Genomic DNA, 22,928 nt, shown 5'->3' with positions numbered 1-22,928 from the left:
TATGCTCAGTTCTGCTTGGGTATTGACCAATCTCGTCGGACAGCGCACGATTCCGGTCACCGAAATGAAGAGTTTTGACGAACTCTCCAGACGCCGTGCCGACGAGAGGATGCGCGCGTGGACGACCCCCGGCCCGATGTGCTGCTGACCGGGCTGCTCTTCTACGACCTCGTCCTCACGGGTCTGCCGCAGCCGCCGACACCGGGCGAGGAGATCTGGACCGGCGGCATGGGCTGCGGCCCGGGCGGCATCGCCAACCTGGCGGTCGCCGCGTCCCGCTTCGGCCTGCGGACCTCCCTGGCCACGGTCTTCGGCGACGACTTCTACGGCGCGTACTGCCACGAGATCCTCGCCGGCCAGGAGGGCGTCGACCTCTCCCTGTCCCGCACCGCGAACGGCTGGCACACCCCCGTCACCGTCTCGCTCGCCCACGGCGACGACCGCGCCCTGGTCACCCACGGCCAGGAACCGCCGTACTCCCAGGACGTGTTGATGGGTGACCCGCCCGAGGCGCGCACGGCGCTGGTGCACATCGAGGCCGAGCCGCGCGCGTGGCTCGGCAAGGCGTCGGCGAACGGCACGCAGATCTACGCCGACGTCGGCTGGGACCCCACCCAGCAGTGGTCCCGCGACCTGCTCGACCAGCTCTCCCTGTGCCACGCCTTCCTCCCCAACGAGGCCGAGGCGATGGCCTACACGCGCACCGACAGCGCGGTCGCGGCGCTCGGCACACTCACCGAACTGGTGCCGGTCGCGGTGATCACTCGGGGCGGCGACGGGGCGATCGCCGTCGACCAGACGACCGGCGAGTACGCGGAGGTCCCGGCCCTGGACGTCGATGTCCTGGACGCGACGGGCGCCGGTGACGTGTTCGGCGCGAGCTTCGTCGCGGCCTCGCTCGGCGGCTGGCCGCTGGAGGAACGGCTGCGGTTCGCGGTGCTCGCGGCCGGGCTGTCCGTCCAGCACCACGGCGGCGCACTGGCGGCGCCCGGCTGGTACGGCGTCGACCGTTGGCTGCATACGGTCCGCGATCCGGAACTGCGGCGTGCATACGGTTTTCTGGCCGACCGTATCCCGGCTGACCCCGGCCCGCCCGTCGCGTACGCCCCTGTCACTCCCCCCGCACGGGAGTAACTCCCCCCACCTCGCAAGTCCCTTGCAAGTCCCCCCACTTGCCCCTCGTATGCACGACCCGAACAGATCGAACAGATCCGAAAGGCGGTGGGAGCTGTGCGGCTCTCACGAAGAGGCCTGCTCCGTGCGGGCCTGGCCGGTACGGCGGCCACGGCGCTCGGCGGCCTGGCGTCCGGCTGTGCCGTTCCGACCGGTTCCACCGGCCGGAACATGGTCCTGTGGTATTGGGACGGCGGCCTCGGCGACACGGTCGTCAAGAACGCCAAGGCGCGTTACGACAGGACGGTCGACCTCCAGGCGATCAAGATCGGCGGCTACTACCGGTCGAAGCTGATCACCACGATGGCCGGCCGCGCCCACATCCCCGACATCGCCGGCCTCAAGGGCGAGGACATGGCGTCCTATCTGCCCAACGCCGACCAGTTCGTGGACCTCAGGACGCTCGGCGCGGACAAGTACAAGAGCCAGTACCTGACGTGGAAGTGGGAGCAGGGCATCGCCGACGACGGCACTATGGTCGGCTTCCCCATCGACTGCGGTCCGGTGGCGCACTTCTACCAGTACGCCGTGTTCCGCAAGGCCGGGCTGCCGTACGAACCCGCCGACGTCTCAGGGGAGTTGAACACCTGGGAGAAGTTCTTCGCGGCGGGCGAGCAGCTCAGGAAGCGGATTCCCGGAACGTCTCTGATCACCGACGTCAACAGCATCTTCGAGAACGTGGTGAACCAGGGCTCCAAGCGGTACGTCGACAAGGACCGCCACTTCATCGGCGACCAGGAACACGTGCGCCAGGCCTGGGCGTTGGCGGTCGAGGCCAAGCAGCGCAGGATCGTCTCGGATCTGGTCAGCGGCACGCCGGACGCGTTGTCGGCCGAACAGGACGGCAAGCTGCCCAGTCAGCTGGGCGCGTCCTGGGCGACCAGTGACATCAAGACAGGCGTGCCAAAGACCAAGGGGCGATGGCGAGTTGCCCAGATGCCGGTACGGCCGGCCAACAACGGCGGCTCGTTCCTGTCGATCACCAAGGCGTGCCGCGAACCCGAGCAGGCGTTCCGGATCATCACCTGGATGATGAACGCGGCCAACCAGGCCCAAGGCTTCGTCGACGCGGGCCTGTTCCCCTCCACCCCCGCCTCGTACGACCTGAAGACCGTGCGCGTGCCGGACCCGTTCTTCGGCGGGCAGGACACGATGGAGATCTTCGGGCCGGCCGCGCAGAAGATCACGGTCGCCTACAACAGCCCGTTCGACATCGCGCTCGGGCAGCCCCTCAAGGACGAGATCAAGAACGTCGGCGTCCTCGGCAAGGACCCCAAGAAGGCCTGGAGTGACGCCATGAGCAAGTGCCGGCGCATCGCGGACCACCTGGGGGTGAGCTACTGATGGCCACCGCACTGGACAAGCCCCCTGCCGCCGTGGACAGTTCGTCCGCCACCTCGCGGCCCAGGAGCGGCTTCCGCAAGTACTGGCATCTGTATGCCGCGATCTCCCCCTTCTATCTCCTGTTCCTCTGCTTCGGGTTGATCCCCGTCGGGTTCTCGTTCTACCTCTCCCTGCACCGCTGGGACGGCCTCGGCTCGATGGAGTGGGCGGGGCTCTCGCAGTACAAGTACCTGCTGAGCGACACCGACTTCTGGAACTCGATCGGCAACACCCTCATCATCTGGGCGCTGGCGACGTTCCCCATGATCTTCCTCGCGATGATCACGGCCGTGATGCTCAACTCGGCGGTCCGCTTCAAGAACGTGTACCGCTTCGCCTACTTCCTCCCGAACGTCACCTCGGTGGTGGCGATCGCGATCGTCTTCGGCTCGGTGTTCTCCACCAACTTCGGCCTGGTGAACGCCCTGTTGCAGGCGGTGGGCATCGACCAGATCGCCTGGCTGAACACCCCGTGGGGCATCAAGATCGCCATCGCGACCCTGATGACCTGGCAGTGGACCGGCTACAACGCGATCATCTTCCTCGCCGGTCTGCAGACCATCCCGAGCGAACTGTACGAAGCGGCACGGATGGACGGCGCGGGACCGGTCCAGACCTTCTTCCGGATCACCCTGCCGATGATGCGGCCGGTGCTGCTGTTCGTGCTCATCATCTCGACGGTCACCGGCCTGCAGAGCTTCTCCGAACCACAGGTCCTGCTCCAGAACACCTCCAACGACTCGACGTTCGCGGGCGGTCCGGGCCACTCCGGCCAGACGATGGTCTTGTACTTCTTCCAACAGACCTTCGACAACAACGACTTCGGTTACGGCGCCGCCGTGGCCTGGGGCATCTTCCTCGTCGTCATCCTCTTCTCCATCGTCAACTGGCGCCTGGTACAGCGCCGGGGCGAAGACTAGGGAGCCGGTCACCATGGCATTCTTCCAAGGCACACGGCGACCGAAGGGCATCCGGGGCGACCGGAGCCGCGGCATCGCCCTCCATGTCTCCCTGATCCTGGGCGTGTTGCTCTCGGCCTTCCCGTTCTACTGGGCCGTGATCATGTCGACCCACACCTCGTCGGAGATCTTCTCCTACCCGCCGAAGCTGTTGCCGGGCACGCACTTCCTGGAGAACGTGCGCAGCCTCTTCGACAACATCGACTTCTTCGGCTCGATGTTCAACTCGGTACTCGTGGCGGGGTCGGTGACCTTCCTGGTCCTGCTCTTCGACTCGCTGGCCGCGTTCGTCTTCGCCAAGTTCCACTTCCCGGGCAAGAACGTGCTGTTCGCGCTGCTGATGGTCATCTTCATGGTGCCGGCGCAGCTCGCGGCCATCCCGCAGTTCGTCATCATGGCGAAGCTCGGCTGGATCGGCTCGATGACCGCGCTGATCGTGCCGGCGGCGGCCAACGCGTTCGGCATCTTCTGGATGCGCCAGTACATGAAGAGCGCGATCCACGACGAACTCCTCGACGCCTCCCGCATCGACGGCGCGCACTTCCTGCGCCAGTACTGGCACGTGGCCCTCCCGGTGGTCCGCCCGGGCCTCGCGTTCCTCGGCATCTTCACCTTCATGGGCCAGTGGAACGACTACGCCTGGCCCCTGATCGCCCTCACCAACCCGAACAACGTCACCCTCCAGGTGGCGCTGTCCCAGCTCAACGGCACCCACGGCACCACCGACTACGGAATGGTCATGACCGGCGCGCTCCTCGCCCTCATCCCCCTGCTGATCGTGTTCGCGGTCGGCGCCAAGCAGATCATCGGCGACCTCGGCAAGGGAGCCATCCGCTGATGACCGACCCGCTCTTCGCGCTCCGCCCCTGGGAGTCACCCGAGGTGACCTCCTGGGGGCGGTTGCCCATGTCCGCCGTCGACCGCCGCGCGGGCGCCGTCTCCCTCGACGGCGACTGGCGCTTCCAGCTGCTGCCGGCGCCGGACGCGCCGTTGGCGGAGGCCTGGTCGTCCGCATACGTTCCGGGCGTATGGACCATGCAGGATACGGACGACCTTCCGCAGTACACGAACGTCCGTATGCCGTATGCAGAATTCCCTCCGCTGTCGCCGGTCGACAATCCGACGGGTGTCTACGAGCGTGAGGTGGACGTCCCGGCCGACTGGGCCGGGCGGCGGATCGTGCTCCAGGTCGGGGCCGCCGAGAGCGTGCTGCTCGTGCACGTGGACGGGCGGCCCGTCGGCGTCTCGAAGGACTCCCACCTCGCCGCCGAGTTCGACCTCTCGGACGTCGTGCGTCCCGGCGGGCGGGCCACCGTACGGCTGACCGTGGTCAAGTGGTCGGACTCCTCGCACATCGAGGACCAGGACCAGTGGTGGCACGGGGGCATCACGCGCTCGGTGCTGCTGTACGCGACCGATCCGCTGCATCTCGCGGACGTGACCGTGCGGGCGTCCTACGACGGCGCGCTGCGGGTCGACTGCCAGGTGCGGGACGCGGCCGGCGCGCTGCCCGCCGGGTGGTACGTCAGCGGCGATCTCGACGGTCAACTCCTCACCCAGGACGAGGAGTTCGACCAGTTCAACACCGAGGACGACCGGGTCTCCGACTTCCTCGGCGAGGCCCGCCTGCGCGCCACGGTGCCCGAGGTCCGCACCTGGAACGCCGAGACGCCCCAGCTGTACGGCCTCACCGTCCGGCTGCACCGCGCCGACGGGACGGTCGCCGACGCGTCGTACCGGCGCATCGGGTTCCGTGACGTGGAGATCATCGGTCGGGACCTGCTCGTCAACGGCGAGCGCGTGTACATCCGGGGCGTCAACCGGCACGACTTCCATCCGCTGACCGGCCGCACGGTGTCGTACGACGACATGCGCGCGGACCTGGTGCTGCTCAAGCGGTTCGGCTTCAACGCCGTCCGCACCTCGCACTACCCGAACGACCCGGCGCTCTACGACCTCGCCGACGAGCTGGGCTTCTACGTGGTCGACGAGGCGGACATCGAGTCGCACGACCACGCGCACGAGATCGCGGACGACCCGCGCTATCTGAACGCGTTCGTGGACCGGACGGCGCGGATGGTGCTGCGCGACAAGAACCACCCCTCGGTCATCATCTGGTCGCTCGGCAACGAGTCCGACTACGGCGCCAACCACGACGCGGCGGCCGGCTGGGTCCGCCGGCACGACCCGACCAGGCCGATCCAGTACGAGGGCGCGGCCAAGCGCGGCTGGGCCGACCCGGATCTCGCCTCCGACATCGCGTGTCCGATGTACGCCCCGCTGGAGGAGTGTGTCGCGCACGCGCTGTCCGGTGAGCAGACCAAGCCGTTGATCCAGTGCGAGTACTCGCACGCGATGGGCAACAGCAACGGAACCCTCGCGGACCACTGGGCTGCCATCGAGTCAACCCCGGGTCTTCAGGGCGGCTTCATCTGGGAGTTCTGGGACCACGGAATCCTGCAGCGTGTGAGCGACGGAAGACCCACCGGCCGCGCGGGCGCCGGACTGTATGACAACGGTGTCGCCGCGCCCGGTCAACGCTGGGCGTACGGCGGTGACTTCGGCGAGTCGATCCACGACGGCGCGTTCATCGCGGACGGCGTGGTGTTTCCCGACCGCACGCCGAAGCCGGTCATGTTCGAGCACCGGGAGATCGCGGCGCCGGTGCGCATCGAGTGCTTCCGGCACGAGGGCATCGTCCTCGGCAACCACCAGCACTTCCGGGGCCTCGAATGGCTCGCCGCCACCTGGGAGTTGGCCCTCGCGGACGGTCGTACGCTGACGGCTCCGGCCGAACTGCCCACGCTGTGCCCGGGCGAGACGGTGGCCGTGCCGCTGCCGTTCGAGCTGCCGGAGGACGGCGGCGAGGCCTGGCTGACGCTGCGGGTGACGACGGCCGAGGACCAGGCGTGGGCGCCGCGCGGCACGGACGTGTGCGCGCCCCAGGTACGGCTCCGGGCCGCAACTCCCATGACACCGCCGGTGGTTGGCGGCGGGCGGGTCGAGGTCGACGGCGAAGGCCTGCTGCGCCACCCGCTGTTGACTCTCGCCCCGACCCTGTCCCTGTGGCGGGCGCCCACCGACAACGACGAGTTGGGCGGCATGGCCGCGCGCTGGCGGACCTGGGGTCTCGACTCGCTGGTCCGGAAGATCGTCTCGGTACGGCGTGACGGTGAGCGGGTGACGACGGTCGCGGAGTACGCCGGGGCGGTCGGTGTGGTCCGGCACTGTCAGGTGTTCACGCCGGTGGAGGGCGGGGTCCTGGTCGAGGAATCGGCCGATCTGCCTGAGGAGTTCGTCGATGTGGCCCGGGTGGGCACCGTGTTCGAGACGGTGCCGGGGCTTGATCTGCTGGAGTGGTTCGGCCGGGGTCCCTGGGAGTCGTACCCCGACCGCAGCACGGGCGCGCCCGTGGGCCACCACTCGGTCCCCGTCGACGCGTTGTTCACCCCGTATCTGCGGCCGCAGGAGAGCGGTGGGCGGCACGGGGTACGGCGGTTCACGCTGTCGGCACCGGACGCCACCGGTCTCGCGGTCGACCTCGACGAGCCCCGCCAGGTCTCGGTGACCCGCCATCGCGCCGCGGACCTGACCGCCGTACGGCATCACGACGAACTGGTGCCGCGCGCGTCCTGCGTGGTGCAACTCGACGCGGCGCACCGGGGGTTGGGCACGGCGTCGTGCGGCCCCGACACGTCACCTCAGTATCTCGTCGCACCGGGTGTCCATCGCTGGAGCTGGACCCTGCGCGTTCTCTGAACTCCCCAGTTCTCAGCAGCTTTCACGAGCACTCACCCTGTACGGAGCACACGTGTGTACTTCGCATGAGCACGATCAGTGCGAGACGGCCCAGGCCGGCGCCGGACGGCGCAGTTTCCTCCGCGCGACGGCCCTGCTCGGCGCCGCCGCAACGGCCGGTGTCGCACTGCCGACCACCGCCGAAGCAGCCCCGGCGACGGCGAGTTGGCGGCCCGACACCGACAGCCGGCGCTTCACTCTCGCGGTGATGCCGGACACCCAGTACCTCTTCGACGGGCCGAGCATCGACAAGGCGCCGATCGAGGCCTCGCTGCGCTATCTCCTGGAGCACGGCAAGGACGAGAACATCGTCTTCCTGTCCCACCTGGGCGACCTGACGCAGAACGGCGCGAAGCCCGAATTCGCCGCGATCGGCGAGGCGTTCAGGCTGCTGGACCGGCGAGGCGTCGGCTACAGCGTCCTGGCCGGCAACCACGACGTGAACTCCTCGACCGACGACCAGCGCGGCACCTCGCCGTACCTGGACACGTTCGGGCCGCAGCGCTTCAAGGGCGCGCGCACGTTCGGCGGCGCCTCCGCCGACGGCTACAACACGTACCACCTCTTCGAGGCGGCGGGCCGTGAGTGGATGGTGCTCGCGCTGGACTGGCGGCTGTCGGCGAAGGGGTACGCATGGGCGAAGAGCGTCCTCGCCCAGCACCCGCACACGCCAGTGATCCTGACGACGCACGAGCTGGTCGTCGGGGACGACCAACTGTCGGACTACGGACAGCAGTTGTGGGACCAGCTGATCGAGGACCACGACCAGATCTTCCTCACGCTCAACGGGCACTACTGGCCCGCCGGTCGGGCGACGCGCAAGAACGCGGCGGGCCATGACGTCCATCTGCACCTGACGAACTATCAGAACCGTTACTTCGGCGGCGCGGCGATGATCCGCCTCTACCGCTTCGACCTGGACCGCGGGGTCATCGACGTCGAGACGGTCTCGCCGTGGATCCTGGGCCGGGCGGCAAAGGGCCTCAACGAGCTGGAACGCCAGGAGATCGAACTCAGCGGCGACGCCGACCGGTTCACCGTCGGCATCGACTTCGCGGACCGCTTCGCCGGCTTCGCCCCGGTCCCCGCCCGCCCGTCGCGTCCCGCCTCGAAGCTCCTCGTCCCCGGCACGGTGGCGTACTGGCGCTTCGACGGACACGCCGACGCCACAGCCGTGAGCGGAACGGTCCGCGACCAGTCCGGGCGGGGCAACGACCTCAGCCTCGTCACGGTCGGCGGCGGAACTCTCAACTGGTCCTCGGACCACCACCCCGACCAACCGGGCCACGGCAGCCTGGAGTTCACGGGCTACAAGTCGCCGCTCAAGGGCGCGTATCTGCGCACGGTCGACGGTGCGCCGCTCAACTCGGCGACGTTCAAGCGGGGTTACACGATCGAGGCGTTCTACCGGCTGCCCGCCGACTGGGACCCCGACCACAACGCCTGGTCGGGACTGGTCAGTCGGACCGGCACGGGCGGCGCCGCGGGCAAGACCGGGGACGACCCGGACGAGCCCCTCGCCACACTCTCGCTCTCCAACGACCGTGAACCCCAGTGGGCGGTACGGCCGTTGAACCAGGATGGCATCGCCAGCAACTGGGGTCAGGAGACCCCGCTGGAGACCTGGTGGCACCTCGCCGTCGTCAACGACGGCAAGCACACCACGCTCTACGTCGAGGGCTGCCCGGTCGTGCGCAACCCGACGGCGACCGCCGTGGGGCTCACCTCGGTCGGGCTGCCCTGGCTGCTCGGCGGTTACGAGTACGCCGGGAAGATCGACCAGATCCTGCACGGCCGGCTCGGCGACGTCCGGATCGTCGAACGGGCGCTGCCCGTCACGTCGTTCATGAACCACTGACAGCCCCGAATAGGCCCTGAAAAGGACTCCTGAATCCTCATGACCGAGCAGCAGCTGCCCTCCTGGGCCGATCCGTCCGTCTCCCCCGCCGACCTCGACGCGCAGGGCGTCTCCCGACGCCAACTCCTGCGCCGCGCGGGCCTGTTCGGCGCCGCGTTCACCCTCGGCGCGGGCCCGCTCGCCACCACCGCGTCGGCGGCCGGGCGCGGCTACGGCGGCAACGACCCGCGCCTCGCCTACCTCGTCGGCGACCACCACGTACACTCCGTGTACAGCCACGACGCGAAGTACACGTTCTCCCAGCAGGCGCAGGCCGCCGCCAAGTACGGCCTCGACTGGATGGTGTTCAACGAGCACTCCAACTTCGGACACGCCGACTACGGCGCGAAGTTGGAGCACGCCGAGATCCTCAAAGCCCGCGCGGAGAACCCGCGTCAGCTGATCTTCCAGGGCCTGGAGTGGTACATCCCGGCTGCCGAGCACTGCACGATCTTCGCCGCGCCCGGCCGCCACGAAGTGGATCTGCTCACACAGTTCGAGCTGGCCTACGACGGCAAGTTGCTCGGCTACACCGAGGGCTCGGCCGGCGCCACGGACACCGCCCGCAACGAGGCGCACGCCGTGAAGGCCATCAAGTGGCTGGCCGCGCAACGGCGTTCGGGCTACGTCGACGATGTCCTCGTCCTCGCCAACCACCCACTGCGCCTGGGCATCGACTCCCCGCACGAGATGCGCGCCTGGCGGGACGCGGCCCCCGAGATCATGATCGGCATGGAGGGCGCACCCGGCGCCCAGGGCGCGGCCCTGCCCGGCTGGCGCGGTGCCACATCGATCCGCGGCGAATACGAGAACAAGCCCTCGGCGCAGTCCTGGTCGGGCTATCCGGCGGACGCGTATGTCACGTACGGCGGTTTCGACTGGGCGACGGCGACCGTAGGCGGGCTGTGGGACTCGATGCTGGCCGAGGGCCGGCTGTTCTCGATCACCACCAACTCCGACAACCACCGTACGGTCTACGACACTTGGGCCAACGGCGCGTGGCCCGACGGGCAGAACTTCGACAACACCGGCAAGCTGCCCGACCCGGTGCAGACCGACTCCCCGCAGCCCGGCAGCGACTTCTGGCCCGGTGAGTTCAGCCGCACCCACGTGGGTGTGACCCGCTACGGCTACCGCGAGGTGATGGCGGGGATGCGCGCGGGCCGGGTCTGGGTCGACCACGGGCATCTGCTGGACGGGCTCGACGTCCGTCTGAAGCGGGACTGCGACCACGGCCGGGGCGTCACCCTGGGCGGCCGGCTGCGGGTCCGCAAGGGCGACCGGCTCACCCTGAACATCACCGTGACGACCGCCTCGCGGCCCAACGCCCAGGGAATCCTGCCCGAGTTGGCGCACGTGGACGTGATCCGGGGCGCGGTGCGCGGTGCGGTGTCCGACCAGGACGCGTGGCGGGCGCCGGACACGAGGGTCGTCCGTACGGCGGACGTGAGCGGCCACAAGGGGACGTACACCCTGCGCATCCCGGTGACCGCCGGGGACGAGTCCTTCTATCTGCGGCTGCGCGGCAGCGACGGCAAGCGACACGGTGCGGGCTACCTCGGTGCCTCGGTCGACCCGCACGGCCCGATCCCCCACGAGCCCGGAAACGGTGACCCGTGGGCCGACACATGGTTCTATTCCAACCCCATCTTCGTCGATCTGGCAGGTATCTGATGAAGCGTCAACTCACTGTCCTCGCTGGCTTATTGGGTGCTCTCACGCTCGGCGTGAGCACCTCGTCGGCCGCCGCCTCCACCACCTGGGTGGAGACCGGCACCGCGTACACCGGCAGCCTCGGCGGCGGTGAGGGCGTCGCCAGTCAGGCGGACGGCTCGCTGCTGTACCGCGGGCTGGCGTCCATCCCGCTGGATCTGCGCATCCAGGGCTGGAACCACATCGGCGACCCGGACATCGCGAACGGCTACATCTTCGACGCCTACCAGGGCGCCGACACGGCCACGTCCAAGATGTACGCGGTCACCACGCCGTCCGGGACGCGCTACACGTACGTCCACACGCTCGACTCGGGCGAGAAGATCAACAACTCGTTCGACACGATCTCGCCCGACACGCAGTGGATGGTGTCGGGCGAGTGGGGCGACCAGTCCAGACTCCAGGTCTTCCCCACGCCCCTGCTCAACGCGTCCACCCCGAAGACGGGCGGGGCGCTGCCGCAGGCCGGGCAGATCACCCTGGACAAGACGGTGAACGACATCCAGGGCTGCGACTTCGTGACGGACACCCGCCTGGTGTGCGTCTCGGACGACGCGTCGGGGAGCAAGTTCCCCGAGATCCGTCCGCTCCTCCAGGTCGACCTGCCGCACAAGCTGGACGGCCAGCCGATCACCGGCACGGTCACCAGCCTGTTCGCCCTGCCCCAACGCAGCATCTGCACGGGCACATTCGAGGCCGAGGGCATCGACTACGACGTGAACAGCGGCACGTTGCGCGCGGAGGTCGTCCAGCCGGGCGTGTGCGAGGTGTCGACGAGCGTCTACTCGTACAAGCAGCAGTAGACGAACGACGGTCGGCAGTCGATGGCCGGCAGTCGGCAGTCGGCAGTCGGCAGTCGGCAGTCGGCAGTCGGCAGTCGGTCGTAGATAGTCCGCAGGTGGACAGACTGCAAGTAGACAGTCAGCAGTAGCCGCCGGTCAGGCGTAGAACCGCGAGAGACTCTGCAGGACGGCGGCGGGCTTCGGCCCGCCGTCGATCTCTATGGTCCCCTCGACGGCGATCTGCACCCCGCCCGGTACGTCCTCGACGGCCGCGAGCTTCGCGACGAGCCGGATCCGGGAGCCGACCTTCACCGGAGCGGGGAAACGCACCTTGTTCAGGCCGTAGTTGACCTTCGTGGACACGCCCTCGACGTCCAGCAGCTCGGTGAAGAGCGGGATGAAGAGGGAGAGGGTCAGATAGCCGTGCGCGATGGGCGCGCCGAAGGGGCCCGCCGCGGCCTTCTCCGGGTCGACGTGGATCCACTGGTGGTCGCCCGTCGCGTCGGCGAAGGTGTTGATGCGTTCCTGGGTGACCTCGATCCACTCGCTGGTGCCGAGGTCGCTGCCCGCGAGCTTCTTGAGTTCGTCGAGGCCGTTGACGGTGATGCTCATAAGTAGCCTGTTCCTTAAGGGGAGTTACCGGTTGCCCATGGGCTGACTATTGGCTGCCGAAGCGCTTGCGCACCCGGGACTTGAGGAGCTTTCCGGAGGCGGTGCGCGGGAGTTCGTCCGCGACCACCATCGACTTGGGGATCTTGTACTTGGCGAGCCGGCCGGCCAGCGACGCGAGCACCTCGTCGGGGTCGAGGGAGACGCCTTCCCTCGGCACGACGACCGCGCGCGGCACCTCGCCCCACTTGTCGTCCGCGACGCCGATCACCGCGCACTCCACGATGTCGGGGTGGGCGAGGAGCAGGTCCTCGATCTCGGCGGGGTAGATGTTCTCCCCACCGGAGATGATCATGTCCTTCATGCGGTCGACGATGTACACATAGCCGTCCTCGTCGGTGCGTGCCGCGTCCCCGCTGCGGAACCAGCCGTCGGCGAAGACCGCGGCCGTCTCCTCGGGCAACCCCCAATAACCGGGCATGACATGGGGCCCGCGCACCACGACCTCGCCGGTCTCGCCGACGTCGGCCGGCGTGAAGTCGGGCCGTACGACCCGTACATCGCTGAAGAAGTGCGGCACGCCCGCCGAACCCGCCTTGCTGACCGCGTGTTCGGCGTCCAGGAACAGGGTTCCGGGCGCGGCCTCCGTCATGCCGTAGCCCTGGAGGAAGGTCAGCCCGCGTTCCTGGTAGGCGGCGATCAGCGGGGACGGAACCGGGGAGCCGCCACAGGTGAGGATGCGCAGCGAGGACAGGTCGGCGTCGGCCCAGCGGGGGTGCCGGGCCAGCTGGTCGAACATCGTCGGGACCCCGAACATGAAGGTGATCCGGTGCTGTTCGATCAGGTCGAAGGTGGCCGCCGGGTCGAAGGCCTCGACCAGGACACAGGTACCGCCCTTGAGCAGCACCGGCAGGGTGAGCATGTTGAGGCCGGCCGTGTGGAACAACGGGGCGGAGACCAGGGCGCGTTCGTCGGCGATCAGGTCGGTGTCGACGAGGACGTTGATCGCGTTCCAGGCCAGGTTGCCGTGGGTGAGCATGGCGCCCTTGGGACGGCCGGTCGTGCCCGAGGTGTACATGATGATGCAGGTGTCGTCGGCCGAGACGGGCTCGTCGATCGGCTCGTCGGAGGCCGCTGCGAGCAACTCCTCGTATTCGGGGCCGACTTCGAGGTACGTACGGACGTCGGTGCTGCCCGGCAGTCCGGCGACGAGACCGGTGTGCGTCGGGCCGTAGACGAGGATCTTGGCACCGGAGTCGGCGAGTTGGTGGGCGATCTCGGGGCCGGCGAGGCGGGTGTTGAGGGGGACGAAGACCGCGCCCAGGATGCCGGCCGCGAACAGGGTCTCCAGGTAGGAGGGGTGGTTGGGGCCGAGGTAGGCGATACGGTCACCGCGGCGGACGCCTCGGGTGCGGAGGGCGTGGGCGAGGCGGGTGGTTCGTGTATGCAATGTGCCGTAGTCCATCGACGAACTACTGCGGCCTGTAGACGATCCACCGTCGTCCGTCGGCAACCCACCGCGACCCGTCGACGATCCACCGTCGCCCGCCAACAGTCCACCGTTGTCGCCCGCCGACAGTCCACCGTCACCCGTCGACGAACCACCGTCACCCGTCGGCAAACCACTGCCGCCTGCCGACGATCCGCCGCGTCCTGTCGACGGTCCACCGTCGCCCGTCGACGAACCACCGTCGTCCGTCGGCAACCCACCGCGACCTGTCGACGATCCACCGTCGCCCGTCGACAATCCACCGTGTACAGCGTGTACCAGAGCCGTGCGATGCGGGGTCTTCCGCGCCCGGCGTGCGGGCCAGGAGCCCAGTCCCTCGTTGCGCATCCGGTGCCCCTTACGTCAGTCCGAGCAGGCGGGCGGCGTTCTCCTTGAGGATCTTCGGCTTGACCTCGTCCTTGATCGGCAGCTTCTCGAAGTCGGCGAGCCAGCGGTCCGGGGTGAGGACGGGGTAGTCGGAGCCGAAGAGGACCTTGTCCTTGAGCAGGGTGTTGGCGTACTGCACCAGCTGCGGCGGGAAGTACTTGGGCGACCAGCCGGACAGGTCGATGTGGACGCCCGGCTTGTGCGTGGCGACGGCGAGGGCCTCGTCCTGCCAGGGGAAGGACGGATGCGCCAGGATGATCTTCAGGTGCGGGAAGTCGGCCGCCACGTCGTCCACGTGCAGGGGGTTGGAGTACTTCAGGCGGATCCCCCCTCCCCCCGGCACTCCCGCGCCGATGCCCGTCTGGCCCGTGTGGAACAGGGCGATCGTGCCCGTCTCCTCGATGACCTCGTACAAGGCGTAGGCCACGGACCGGTCGTTCGGGAAGAAGCCCTGGATGTTGGGGTGGAACTTGAAGCCCTTGACCCCGTACTCCTCGACCAGCCGTCGGGCCTGCTTCACGCCCGCTCGGCCCCGGAACGGGTCGATGGACGCGAAGGGGATGAGGACGTCCGCGTTGGCAGCGGCGGCCTCGGCGACCTCCTCGTTCGGGACGGGCTCGGTGCCCGTCGCGGACTCGGCGTCGACCGTGAAGATCACGGCGGCCATCTTCCGCTCGCGGTAGTACGCGGCGGTCTCCTCCAGGGTCGGCTTCCGTTTGCCCTCGACCTTGAAGTAGGCGGAGGAGGCGTCGTGGAGGTCGTCGTCCAGGGAGGAGTGGCCCTTGGAGGACACCTCCGCGTGGGTGTGGACGTCGATCGCGACGAGTTCGCCGACGTCCATGCCCGCACCCGCACCCGCACCCGTGTCCGTGTCCGTGTCCGTGTCCGTACCGATGTCCATCACGCCTCCGGCAGCTTCGGTGCGGGGATGCCGACCGACTGGAGTTCGGCGCCGACCGAGGTGGGGAACGCGTCGGCCAGGGTGTCGGGGGTCCAGCCGCCGTCGGCGTAGGCCGTGCTGATCTCCTGCGGGTGGGACCAGAGTGCCACCTTGTCGCCGCCGATGCCGATGGCCTGGCCGGTGATGCCGCGCGCGGCCTCGGAGGCGAGGTAGGGGACAAGGGCCGCGCAGTCCTCCGGGGTGCCGAAGCCCTCGCCCTTGCGGAGGAAGTCGGGCAACGGGTCGCCGTTCCTCATCGCCTCGATGTACGGGGCGAACGCGGGGATCGTCTCGGTCATCGCGGTCGCGGCGACCGGCACGATCGCGTTGACGGTGATGCCCGCGCGGCCGAGTTCCATCGACCAGGTGCGGGCGAAGGCGGCGATGCCCGCCTTGGCGGCCGAGTAGTTGGTCTGGCCGAAGTTGCCGCGCTGGCCGGCCGGCGAACCGACCAGGATCAGGCTGCCGCCCTCGCCCTGTTCGCGCATCCGTACGGCGGCGGCGCGGGCGCAGGTGAAGGTGCCCTTGAGGTGGGTGGTGATCACCGCGTCGAAGTCGTCGTCGGTCATCTTCCACAGCACCTTGTCGCGCAGAATGCCCGCGTTGGTGACGAGGATGTCAAGCCGCCCGAACTCCTCGACGGCACGGTTCACCAGCCGTTCGGCGGCCTCCGTCGTACCGACCGGGACGACCTCGGCGACGGCGGTGCCGCCCGCCTCGGTGATCGACTTCACGGCCTGTTCGGCCACCGCCTCGTCGATGTCGTTGACGACCACGGACGCGCCGTGGGCGGCCAGGGCATGCGCGTAGGCGAGGCCGAGGCCCCGGCCACTGCCGGTGACGACGGCGACCTTGCCGGTCAGATCGATGCTGGGCACGAGCGGTCCCTTCACAAGACGAGGCTGCGGTACGACACACCGGGACCGGACCTCGAAGTCCCGCAAGTCCGCGAGGACTGCGAAGACCGCGAAGACCGCGAACGGCACCGGTGCGGCTACGAGATCGAAGCTAAGAGCAATAATTGTTGACGTCAATAGTTGTTGCCGATGGACCATGTGCGTCACACTGGCTCCGAACCACCGCACGCCCCGCCCGGGGCCTCGACCCAGGGAGCCCGCCATCGCCCGTCAGCCGCACGCCGCGAACCCGCCGATCGACGCGCACGAGCCGTGGATGCGCGGGCTGCACGCGGACACGGGCTACCTCATGTACCGGCTGGGCCTGCGCTCCGGTCAGCTCTTCAACACGTTCCTCCAGGAGTCGGGCCTACGGCTGCGCCACTACGCGCTGCTCCGCTTCCTGGCCACGTCCGAGGGCGCCCTCCAGCGCGAACTGAGCACCCGCCTCGGCTACGACCCGAGCGCGATCGTCGGCCTGGTGGACGACCTGGAGAAGTTGGGATTCGCCGAGCGCCGCCCTTCCCCCGACGACCGGCGCAGCCGCATCGTGGTCCTGACGGCGGACGGCCGCGGTTTCCTGCGCGACACCGACGAGGCCGGCCTGCGCGTCACGAACGAACTGCTGGCCCCGCTCGACACGACCGAGCGGGAGACCCTGCACACGCTGCTGCAACGGGTCGCCGAGGACGGACTGACCTGACACCGGACGGAGGCCCGGCCATGACCACCACCCGGTCCGCGACGCCCACCGAGCCCGCGACCACCACGCGGCCCTCGAAGATCCCCCGGTCGACGGCGCCGCCCGCCACCCGGTCCGCGCCCGACCGGCTGCTCGCCGTGCTCGCCGCCTTCGACCATGCGCACACGGCCCTGTCCCTCTCCGACATCAGCCGCCGCGCCGGTCTCACCCTGACCACCGCCCACCGCCTGGCGGGCGCCCTCACCGAGTGGGGCGCGCTGGAGCGGGACGCGTCGGGGGCGTACCACGTAGGTCTACGGCTGTGGGAGATCGCGGCACTGGCACCCCGCGGCCTCGCCCTGCGCCAACTGGCCCTCCCCTACCTGGAGGACCTGTACGAATCGACGCACGAGAACGTGCAGTTGGCGGTGCGGGACGGTACGGAGGTCGTCTACACCGAGTGGATCTCGGGCCGTTCGGCGGTCGGCGTGCACATCCGGGTGGGCGCCCGCTGGCCGCTCCACGCCACCGGAGTGGGCCTCGCCCTGCTGGCCCACGACGACCCGGACGCCCAAGAGGCCTACTGCGCCGGTCCGTTGGCGTCCTTCACGCCGTACACGATCACCGATCCGCTACGGCTGCGCCGGGTGCTGGCCGAAGTCCGGCGCACCGGGGTCGCGGTGAGTACCCGTCAGGTCACGGACGACGCGCTGTCGGTGGCGGCACCGGTGCACGGGCCGGGTGGTGCGGTGGTCGCCGCGGTGTCGGTGGTCGTGCCTCAAGTGGACGCGCAGGTACCGGCGTTGATCCCGGCGGTGCGGCTCGCGGCGCGTGGGATATCGCGGGCGTTGGGCTGGCGCCCCGAGGCGTGACGGCGTCCTCCTCACCACACGGCGGATATCCCTCTCACCGGTGAGGTCAGGTCCGCTGGGCCTCGCGATACTGGAACGGCCCTTGCCCCGAGGAGCCGCTCATGACCGTTCCGCCCCTTCAGCAGTGGTTCGCGCCGACCGTCGCCCGGCTCAGGACAGCCAACCCGTGCGCGCCCACCACCGTGCGGTGATCGCCCCGCACGAGGAGCACATCCAGGAACGGCTGCATGCGGAGCGGGCCCGGCACGCGCACACCCTGTTCCACGGTGGGACCGAGGGCATGCTGACCGGCTTCGGGCTGGGAACGGGCGTGTTCGGCCGGCTGTCCGACAACGTGCCTGAAGTCCCGGGCACCGAATCGGAGTTGGCCGCCCAGTATCTCGACCGGTCGCCCGACCGGCGAGACCGTCACCGGTGTCGTTGAGGGCGTCGCGGTCTCCGACCCCGCCCTGCGCGCCCAGACCGAACGAGCCGTGGCCGATGTGCGCGCGCTCGCCGGGATCGCCGCCGTACCGGACCCGTACACGACGCCCGGTCTTACCGCGCGGGACGGGCGGGCACGTGCTCGGGCGCCGGGCCTGGTGGGCGCCGAAGGTGTTGCGCCGGGCGCACGAGCGGTTCGGGCTGCGTGAAGAGGCCGTCCCCGAGCGGGAGTTGGCGCGCGGGTGACCGACCTACTTGTTCTCGCCCGGCTTTCCGACGTGGTCGCCGTCGCCGGGGGTGTCGTCCCCGGGTTTGGCCGAGGCCGTGGAAGCGGGCGAGGCGGGGGCGGAGGTGGTGTCCGGGGGCCGCATGTGGTCGCCGTCGGCTCCGGACTTGCCGGTCGCGCCGGAGGCGTTGAGCTGGAAGGCGAGGAGGAGTGCGGCCACGGCGAGGGTGGCGGTGAACCAGAGGGTGATGCGTCGCATGTCGTGCTCCTGTCTGACGGGTGGGGGCGCTGCCGGCGGGCGCCGTTACCAGGCGAACTCTTCGGTGTGGACGCTGTCGCGGTGGGCGCCGGCGCCGCGGGCGGCCTTGCGGACGGCGGTGATCCAGGTGGGCGGGCCGCAGACGTAGACGTCCCGGTGGGCGATGTCGGGGACGAGGTTCTTGAGGACCTGGGTGTCGTCGTCCAGGTGCGCGGGGCCGGCTGCCTGCCAGGAGGTGTCGGCACGGCGCGGGCCCGGGAGGAGGATCAGCTCAACTCCCCGGTGGGCGGCGATGGCGCGGAGTTCGTCGACGAACACGGCGTGCTCGTCCGCGCCGTAGCGATAGACGAGGGTGGCTTCGCCGGGGGCGTAGGGGGCGTCTTCGAGGAGGGCGCGCATGGGGGTGATGCCGATTCCGGCGGCCATGAGGAGCATGCCGGGTTGGGTGCGGTGGCGGGCGGTGAGGGTGCCGTAGGGGCCCTCGATCAGGGCGCGGGTGCCGGGGGTGAGGCGGGCGGCGCGTTCGCTGCCGTCTCCGGCGGACTTGATGGTGATGCGCAGCCGGTCCGGGGTGGGGGCGGCGGAGAGGGTGTAGGGGTTGCCGCGGGACCAGCCGGGGCCGTCGAGGAAGCGCCAGACGAAGAACTGGCCGGAGGCCGTCCTCATCCGGTCCAGGCGGTGGCCCTTGAGGGTGACCGAGACCGTGCCGGGCGCCTCGGTGACCACGGACTCGACCCGCAGGCGGTGGTACAGGGAGCGCCAGGCGGGCAGGGCGAGGCGGTAGAGGAGGGTGGCGGCGAACGCGAAGCCGTAGAGGCACCACCAGTAGACGCGGGTCCATGTCTCGTGGAAGTCGGCGCCGTCGGTGAAGGTGTGCGGGAAGGTGGCCGCGATGCCGGCGTAGGAGTACAGGTGCAGGAGGTGCCAGGACTCGTAGCGCAGCCGGCGGCGGGCCGCGCGGATCGAGGTGACGACGACCATGATCAGCGCGAGGGTGCCGGCGGTGGCGAACAGCATCCACGAGTCGGTGACGAAGAGGCTCAGGAGTGCGTTCGGTATCGCCGTGGGTTCGCGTGTGGAACGTTCCACGGCGAAGAGGACGACGTGGGTGATCATCAGCCAGAACGAGGCGAAGCCGAGCAGGCGGTGCCGGCGGGTGAGCAGGTCGTGGCCCCAGGATCGTTCCACCCAGGGGATCCGGGCGAGGAGGACGACCTGGAGGATCATCAGGTCGGAGGCCAGCAGTCCGGCGAGCAGGCCGAGGGAACCGGTCGCCCGGTCGGAGGTGGTGAGGCTGATCGGGCCGCCCTGGTTCATCACCCACAGGGCCACGACCGCGACCACGGAGAGGATCGCGAGCGCGCCGAGCGGGTCGGCGAGTGTGAACCGCTTGCCGCGGGGCGGGGCGGGCGGCCTGCGGTGCCCGCGGGGCAGCTCGGTGGACAGGGTCATCGGCGGGCTTCCTTCGTCGCGGGGTCCGGGGGTGCCCCGTGGGCGGGGCGTGTCCTCACCCTTGCGACGGTTCTTGTGGCCGCTTTAAGAAACGTGGCGGTCGGAGGGCGGGGCACGCCTCTCACCTGTGCCGATACCTGCCCGGCGGGCGAACGGGCCCGCGTGGTTCTTAGACTTCCTTGTCGTTCGCCGTCGATCCTTGGGGCAGCGACGGCGGCCGTTCCCCCGGGTGCCGGTGAGGAAGTCGAGGTGCTGCATGACGGCGGTGGGCCGTAGGCCGGAGGTGCTGGTGGTCGACGACGACCCCGGCGTGCGCGCGGCCCTGGACCTGGGGCTCGGACTTGAGGGCTTCACGGTACGGCTGGCCGAGGACGGCGAAACGGCACTCGACGAGGTCGCCGGCCGGCCGCCGTCGGTGATCGTCCTGGACGTGACGATGCCGGGCCTGTCGGGTGTCGAGGTGGTCCGCGCGCTGCGCGCCCAGGGCCGAACCCTTCCCGTGTGCATGCTCTCCGCGCGCGACGAGGTCGACGACCGGGTCGCGGGGCTGGCGGCGGGCGCGGACGACTACGTCGTAAAGCCTTTCTCCATCGGGGAGTTGGCGGCGCGACTGCACGCGATGGTCCGCCTGCACGAGTCGACGACCGAGCGGTCCCTGGTCGTCGGCGACGTCGCGATCGAACCCGCACGCCGCGTGGCCTCCCGGGCGGGACGCGAACTCCGCCTGACCACCCGCGAGTTCGACCTCCTCCTCGCCCTCGCCCACCGGCCCGGTCAAGTCCTGTCCCGCGCCCAGCTGTTGGAGCAGGTCTGGGGCTACACCTGGGACGTGGACACCAACGTGGTCGACGTGTTCATCGGCTACCTCCGCAAAAAACTGGAGGCCGACGGCGGCCCCCGAGTGCTCCGAACAGTCCGCGGAATCGGCTTCGTCCTACGGACCGGGCCGTGAAGGGGGTACGGCGGGGTGGCCTGCGCTCTGATCATGGTGGCGGGCGTCCTGTGGAGCGACGCGTGACGCGGCTGCCGCGCGGCCCGAGACATCGGAACATCGCCGGGGGCGGTGCCGCGTACCGGGCCATGGCGTGGGCGCAGCGCAACCCACACCCCCGGATCACTTCCGCCGTCGCCCTACGGACCGGTCCATGAAGCGGCTCCTGCGCAGCCTGCGGCCCTGGAACATCGCCGGAGGCCGGTCCCGCACACCCGGCCATGGCACGGGCGCCGCGCAACCCACACCCTCGGATCACCTCCGCCGTCGTCCCATGGAGCACTCCCGGATCACCGCTCCGGACGGTCCTGCCCACCCGTCCACGGCGTGGCGGCCACAGGGTCAGCGCCCCGATGACGGCCACGGTCGTCCCGTGCACCGGCCCACGAAGTGGCGGCCGCGCCCCCGGAACACCGGCACGGGCCATTCCGCCCACCCGCCCACGACGTGGCGGCCGCGCCGACTGCGCCCCCAACTCACCTCCGTCGTCGCCCCAAGGACCGGTCCATGACCTGGCTCCCGCGCAGTCTGCGCTCTCGGATCACCGCTGCTGTCGTGCTGCTCGTGACTGTCGTGGTCGCGCTCGCGGGGCTGGTCATCGTGGCTCGGATCGATCATCGCGACCGTACCGATGTCGACCGGCAACTCGCCGCCCGTGTCGAGAAGGGTGACCAGGATGCCGACAAGTTGCGTGACCAGGGGGACCATGCGGGCAGTGACGGTGACGGCAGCGACGATTACGGCGGGCTGCTCGCCGGGAGTCAGAGTCTGGTCCGGCTCGTCTCCGGTGGGAAGGTGATCGCCCAGCACGGTGAGACGCCGAGCGCCCCGCTCCCGGTGCCGACCCGGGACGGTTACCGCACGATCGACACCGACGGGCAGACCTGGCGTTCACTCACCCGGTCCCTGAGTACCACCGGCGAGCGTCTCGAAGTGCTCCAGGACATCGACCCCATCGAACGGCGGCTCGCGGACAACACCGTGATCGTCGCCGCCGTCACCCTGCTCGCCGCCCTCGCCACGGCCGGCGGCGTCTGGCTGCTCACCCGGATCATCCTCCAGCCGCTGGAACGCCTGCGGACCGGCGCCCTCGCGATCAGCGCGGACACGGCCGGGCCCCAACTGCCCGCCGTCACACGCCCGCAGGAGGTCGCGGACCTCTCCCGCGCGCTGAACGGCATGCTGGACCAGTTGCGCGTCAGCATGGACTCCACCCGCCGTTTCACCGCCGACGCGGGCCACGAACTGCGCACCCCGCTCACCAGCCTCGGCGTCACCCTGGAGACCCTCCAGCGCAACCCCGACCTCCCCGCACCCCAACGGGCCCGCGCCCTGGAGGCGATGAGCGCGGAGCACCGCCGTATCACCGCGCTCCTCACCGGACTGCAGACCCTGGCCCGCGGCGACGCCCACGCCCTCCCCGAACGCACCCCGGTCGTCCTGAGCGAACTCCTCACCGAGGCCGTCGCCCACGCGGCCCACCGCCACCCCACGACCACCTACCGGCTGACGGCCAACTCCCCGGCCACCGTGGACGGTTGGCCCGTCGGCCTACGCCTGGCCGTCGACAACCTCCTCGACAACGCGGCCCTGCACGGCCGCCCCGACGGCACGGTGGACGTCCGGCTCGGCCAGGGCGCGGGAACGGTCCGGATCACCGTCGGCGACGACGGCCCCGGCATCCCCGCCGAGCAACAGCAGGCCATGAAAGCCCGGTTCACCCGCGGCACCCGCACCCGCTCCCCCGGCTCAGGCCTCGGCCTCGCCCTCGTAGACCAACAGGCCCACCTCCACCACGGCACACTCCACCTCGGCCCGAGCTCCACCGGAGGCCTGGAGGCCACCCTCGACCTGCCCTCGACACCCGAGGACGAACCCCGCGAAGAGACCACTCCCAACGCCTGAACACGACCACTGACCGCTGACCGCTGACCGCTGACCGCTGACCGCTGGTCACGACAACAGATCCAGACGCGGGTCTACGACGGGACACGTGT

At 69.8% G+C, this 22,928-nt stretch carries 18 protein-coding genes and 1 pseudogene; 13 read left to right on the top strand and 6 right to left on the bottom strand.

The window, feature by feature from the left end; all coding sequences use genetic code 11:
- Positions 1-117 precede the first annotated feature (117 nt).
- The 8 genes from ACIBK4_RS28980 to ACIBK4_RS28945 all read left to right on the top strand — a co-directional run bounded on the left by ACIBK4_RS28980 (position 118) and on the right by ACIBK4_RS28945 (position 11,726).
- Positions 118-1,134: a carbohydrate kinase family protein gene (locus ACIBK4_RS28980; RefSeq protein ID WP_398999109.1), complete on the top strand. Its 1,017-nt coding sequence runs from the start codon at positions 118-120 to the stop codon at positions 1,132-1,134.
- Between the two features lie 96 nt (positions 1,135-1,230).
- Positions 1,231-2,517: an ABC transporter substrate-binding protein gene (locus tag ACIBK4_RS28975; protein ID WP_398999107.1), complete on the top strand. Its 1,287-nt coding sequence runs from the start codon at positions 1,231-1,233 to the stop codon at positions 2,515-2,517.
- A complete protein-coding gene (locus ACIBK4_RS28970; protein ID WP_398999105.1) occupies positions 2,517-3,476 on the top strand; it encodes a carbohydrate ABC transporter permease in 960 nt (319 codons plus the stop codon). Before ACIBK4_RS28975 ends, ACIBK4_RS28970 begins: the two co-directional genes overlap by 1 nt.
- A gap of 13 nt (positions 3,477-3,489) precedes the next feature.
- Entirely contained in the window at positions 3,490-4,353 is an 864-nt protein-coding gene (locus tag ACIBK4_RS28965; protein ID WP_398999103.1) for a carbohydrate ABC transporter permease, read from the top strand.
- Positions 4,353-7,274, top strand: a complete 2,922-nt coding sequence (locus ACIBK4_RS28960) for a glycoside hydrolase family 2 TIM barrel-domain containing protein (RefSeq protein WP_398999101.1) — start codon at positions 4,353-4,355, stop codon at positions 7,272-7,274. Before ACIBK4_RS28965 ends, ACIBK4_RS28960 begins: the two co-directional genes overlap by 1 nt.
- 52 nt (positions 7,275-7,326) lie before the next feature.
- Positions 7,327-9,171: a LamG-like jellyroll fold domain-containing protein gene (locus ACIBK4_RS28955; RefSeq protein ID WP_398999099.1), complete on the top strand. Its 1,845-nt coding sequence runs from the start codon at positions 7,327-7,329 to the stop codon at positions 9,169-9,171.
- A 39-nt stretch (positions 9,172-9,210) separates the two neighbouring features.
- A complete protein-coding gene (locus ACIBK4_RS28950) occupies positions 9,211-10,884 on the top strand; it encodes a PHP domain-containing protein (protein WP_398999097.1) in 1,674 nt (557 codons plus the stop codon).
- On the top strand, positions 10,884-11,726 hold the full coding sequence (locus ACIBK4_RS28945; protein WP_398999095.1) for a hypothetical protein: 843 nt from the start codon (positions 10,884-10,886) through the stop codon (positions 11,724-11,726). The genes ACIBK4_RS28950 and ACIBK4_RS28945 overlap by 1 nt, the downstream gene beginning before the upstream one ends.
- Before the next feature lie 135 nt (positions 11,727-11,861).
- Here the strand turns inward: ACIBK4_RS28945 and ACIBK4_RS28940 are convergent, their stop codons facing one another.
- From ACIBK4_RS28940 to ACIBK4_RS28925, 4 genes are all read right to left on the bottom strand, one after another.
- Entirely contained in the window at positions 11,862-12,317 is a 456-nt protein-coding gene (locus ACIBK4_RS28940; RefSeq protein WP_366429934.1) for a MaoC family dehydratase, read from the bottom strand.
- Positions 12,318-12,363: 46 nt separating this feature from the next.
- Positions 12,364-13,827: a long-chain fatty acid--CoA ligase gene (locus ACIBK4_RS28935; protein WP_398999230.1), complete on the bottom strand. Its 1,464-nt coding sequence runs from the start codon at positions 13,825-13,827 to the stop codon at positions 12,364-12,366.
- A gap of 334 nt (positions 13,828-14,161) precedes the next feature.
- Positions 14,162-15,031, bottom strand: coding sequence for an amidohydrolase family protein (locus ACIBK4_RS28930; RefSeq protein ID WP_033281777.1), 870 nt, complete (start codon positions 15,029-15,031; stop codon positions 14,162-14,164).
- A 59-nt stretch (positions 15,032-15,090) separates the two neighbouring features.
- Positions 15,091-16,008: an SDR family NAD(P)-dependent oxidoreductase gene (locus tag ACIBK4_RS28925; RefSeq protein ID WP_398999093.1), complete on the bottom strand. Its 918-nt coding sequence runs from the start codon at positions 16,006-16,008 to the stop codon at positions 15,091-15,093.
- Between the two features lie 295 nt (positions 16,009-16,303).
- Between ACIBK4_RS28925 and ACIBK4_RS28920 the strand changes: the two genes are divergently transcribed.
- The 3 genes and pseudogenes from ACIBK4_RS28920 to ACIBK4_RS28910 all read left to right on the top strand — a co-directional run.
- The gene (locus tag ACIBK4_RS28920) at positions 16,304-16,729 is read left to right on the top strand and encodes a MarR family winged helix-turn-helix transcriptional regulator (RefSeq protein WP_398999227.1); all 426 of its coding nucleotides are present in this window, start codon (positions 16,304-16,306) and stop codon (positions 16,727-16,729) included.
- Between the two features lie 20 nt (positions 16,730-16,749).
- Complete coding sequence (locus ACIBK4_RS28915; RefSeq protein WP_398999090.1) at positions 16,750-17,580, top strand: IclR family transcriptional regulator; 831 nt, start codon at positions 16,750-16,752, stop codon at positions 17,578-17,580.
- 280 nt (positions 17,581-17,860) lie between these two features.
- A pseudogene (locus ACIBK4_RS28910) lies at positions 17,861-18,140 on the top strand (MMPL family transporter); the annotation flags it as partial.
- A gap of 114 nt (positions 18,141-18,254) precedes the next feature.
- Here the strand turns inward: ACIBK4_RS28910 and ACIBK4_RS28905 are convergent.
- Both ACIBK4_RS28905 and ACIBK4_RS28900 read right to left on the bottom strand, forming a co-directional pair.
- Positions 18,255-18,488 carry a hypothetical protein gene (locus ACIBK4_RS28905; RefSeq protein ID WP_398999088.1) on the bottom strand — a complete coding sequence of 78 codons (234 nt, stop codon included), beginning with the start codon at positions 18,486-18,488 and terminating at the stop codon, positions 18,255-18,257.
- A 45-nt stretch (positions 18,489-18,533) separates the two neighbouring features.
- A complete protein-coding gene (locus ACIBK4_RS28900) occupies positions 18,534-19,940 on the bottom strand; it encodes a ferric reductase-like transmembrane domain-containing protein (protein WP_398999086.1) in 1,407 nt (468 codons plus the stop codon).
- Between the two features lie 256 nt (positions 19,941-20,196).
- On the opposite strand from ACIBK4_RS28900, the gene ACIBK4_RS28895 reads away from it, so the two are divergent.
- Together ACIBK4_RS28895 and ACIBK4_RS28890 are read left to right on the top strand one after the other, a co-directional pair.
- Positions 20,197-20,892, top strand: coding sequence for a response regulator transcription factor (locus ACIBK4_RS28895; protein ID WP_398999084.1), 696 nt, complete (start codon positions 20,197-20,199; stop codon positions 20,890-20,892).
- A 546-nt stretch (positions 20,893-21,438) separates the two neighbouring features.
- Positions 21,439-22,836 (top strand): ATP-binding protein, encoded by a 1,398-nt coding sequence (locus tag ACIBK4_RS28890; RefSeq protein ID WP_398999082.1) that lies wholly within the window; start codon positions 21,439-21,441, stop codon positions 22,834-22,836.
- The last annotated feature ends 92 nt before the right edge of the window (positions 22,837-22,928 follow it).

Source organism: Streptomyces sp. NPDC050528 (genome assembly GCF_044457795.1).
Classification (GTDB): Bacteria; Actinomycetota; Actinomycetes; order Streptomycetales; family Streptomycetaceae; genus Streptomyces.
This window is presented reverse-complemented; position numbering and strand designations above follow the sequence as displayed.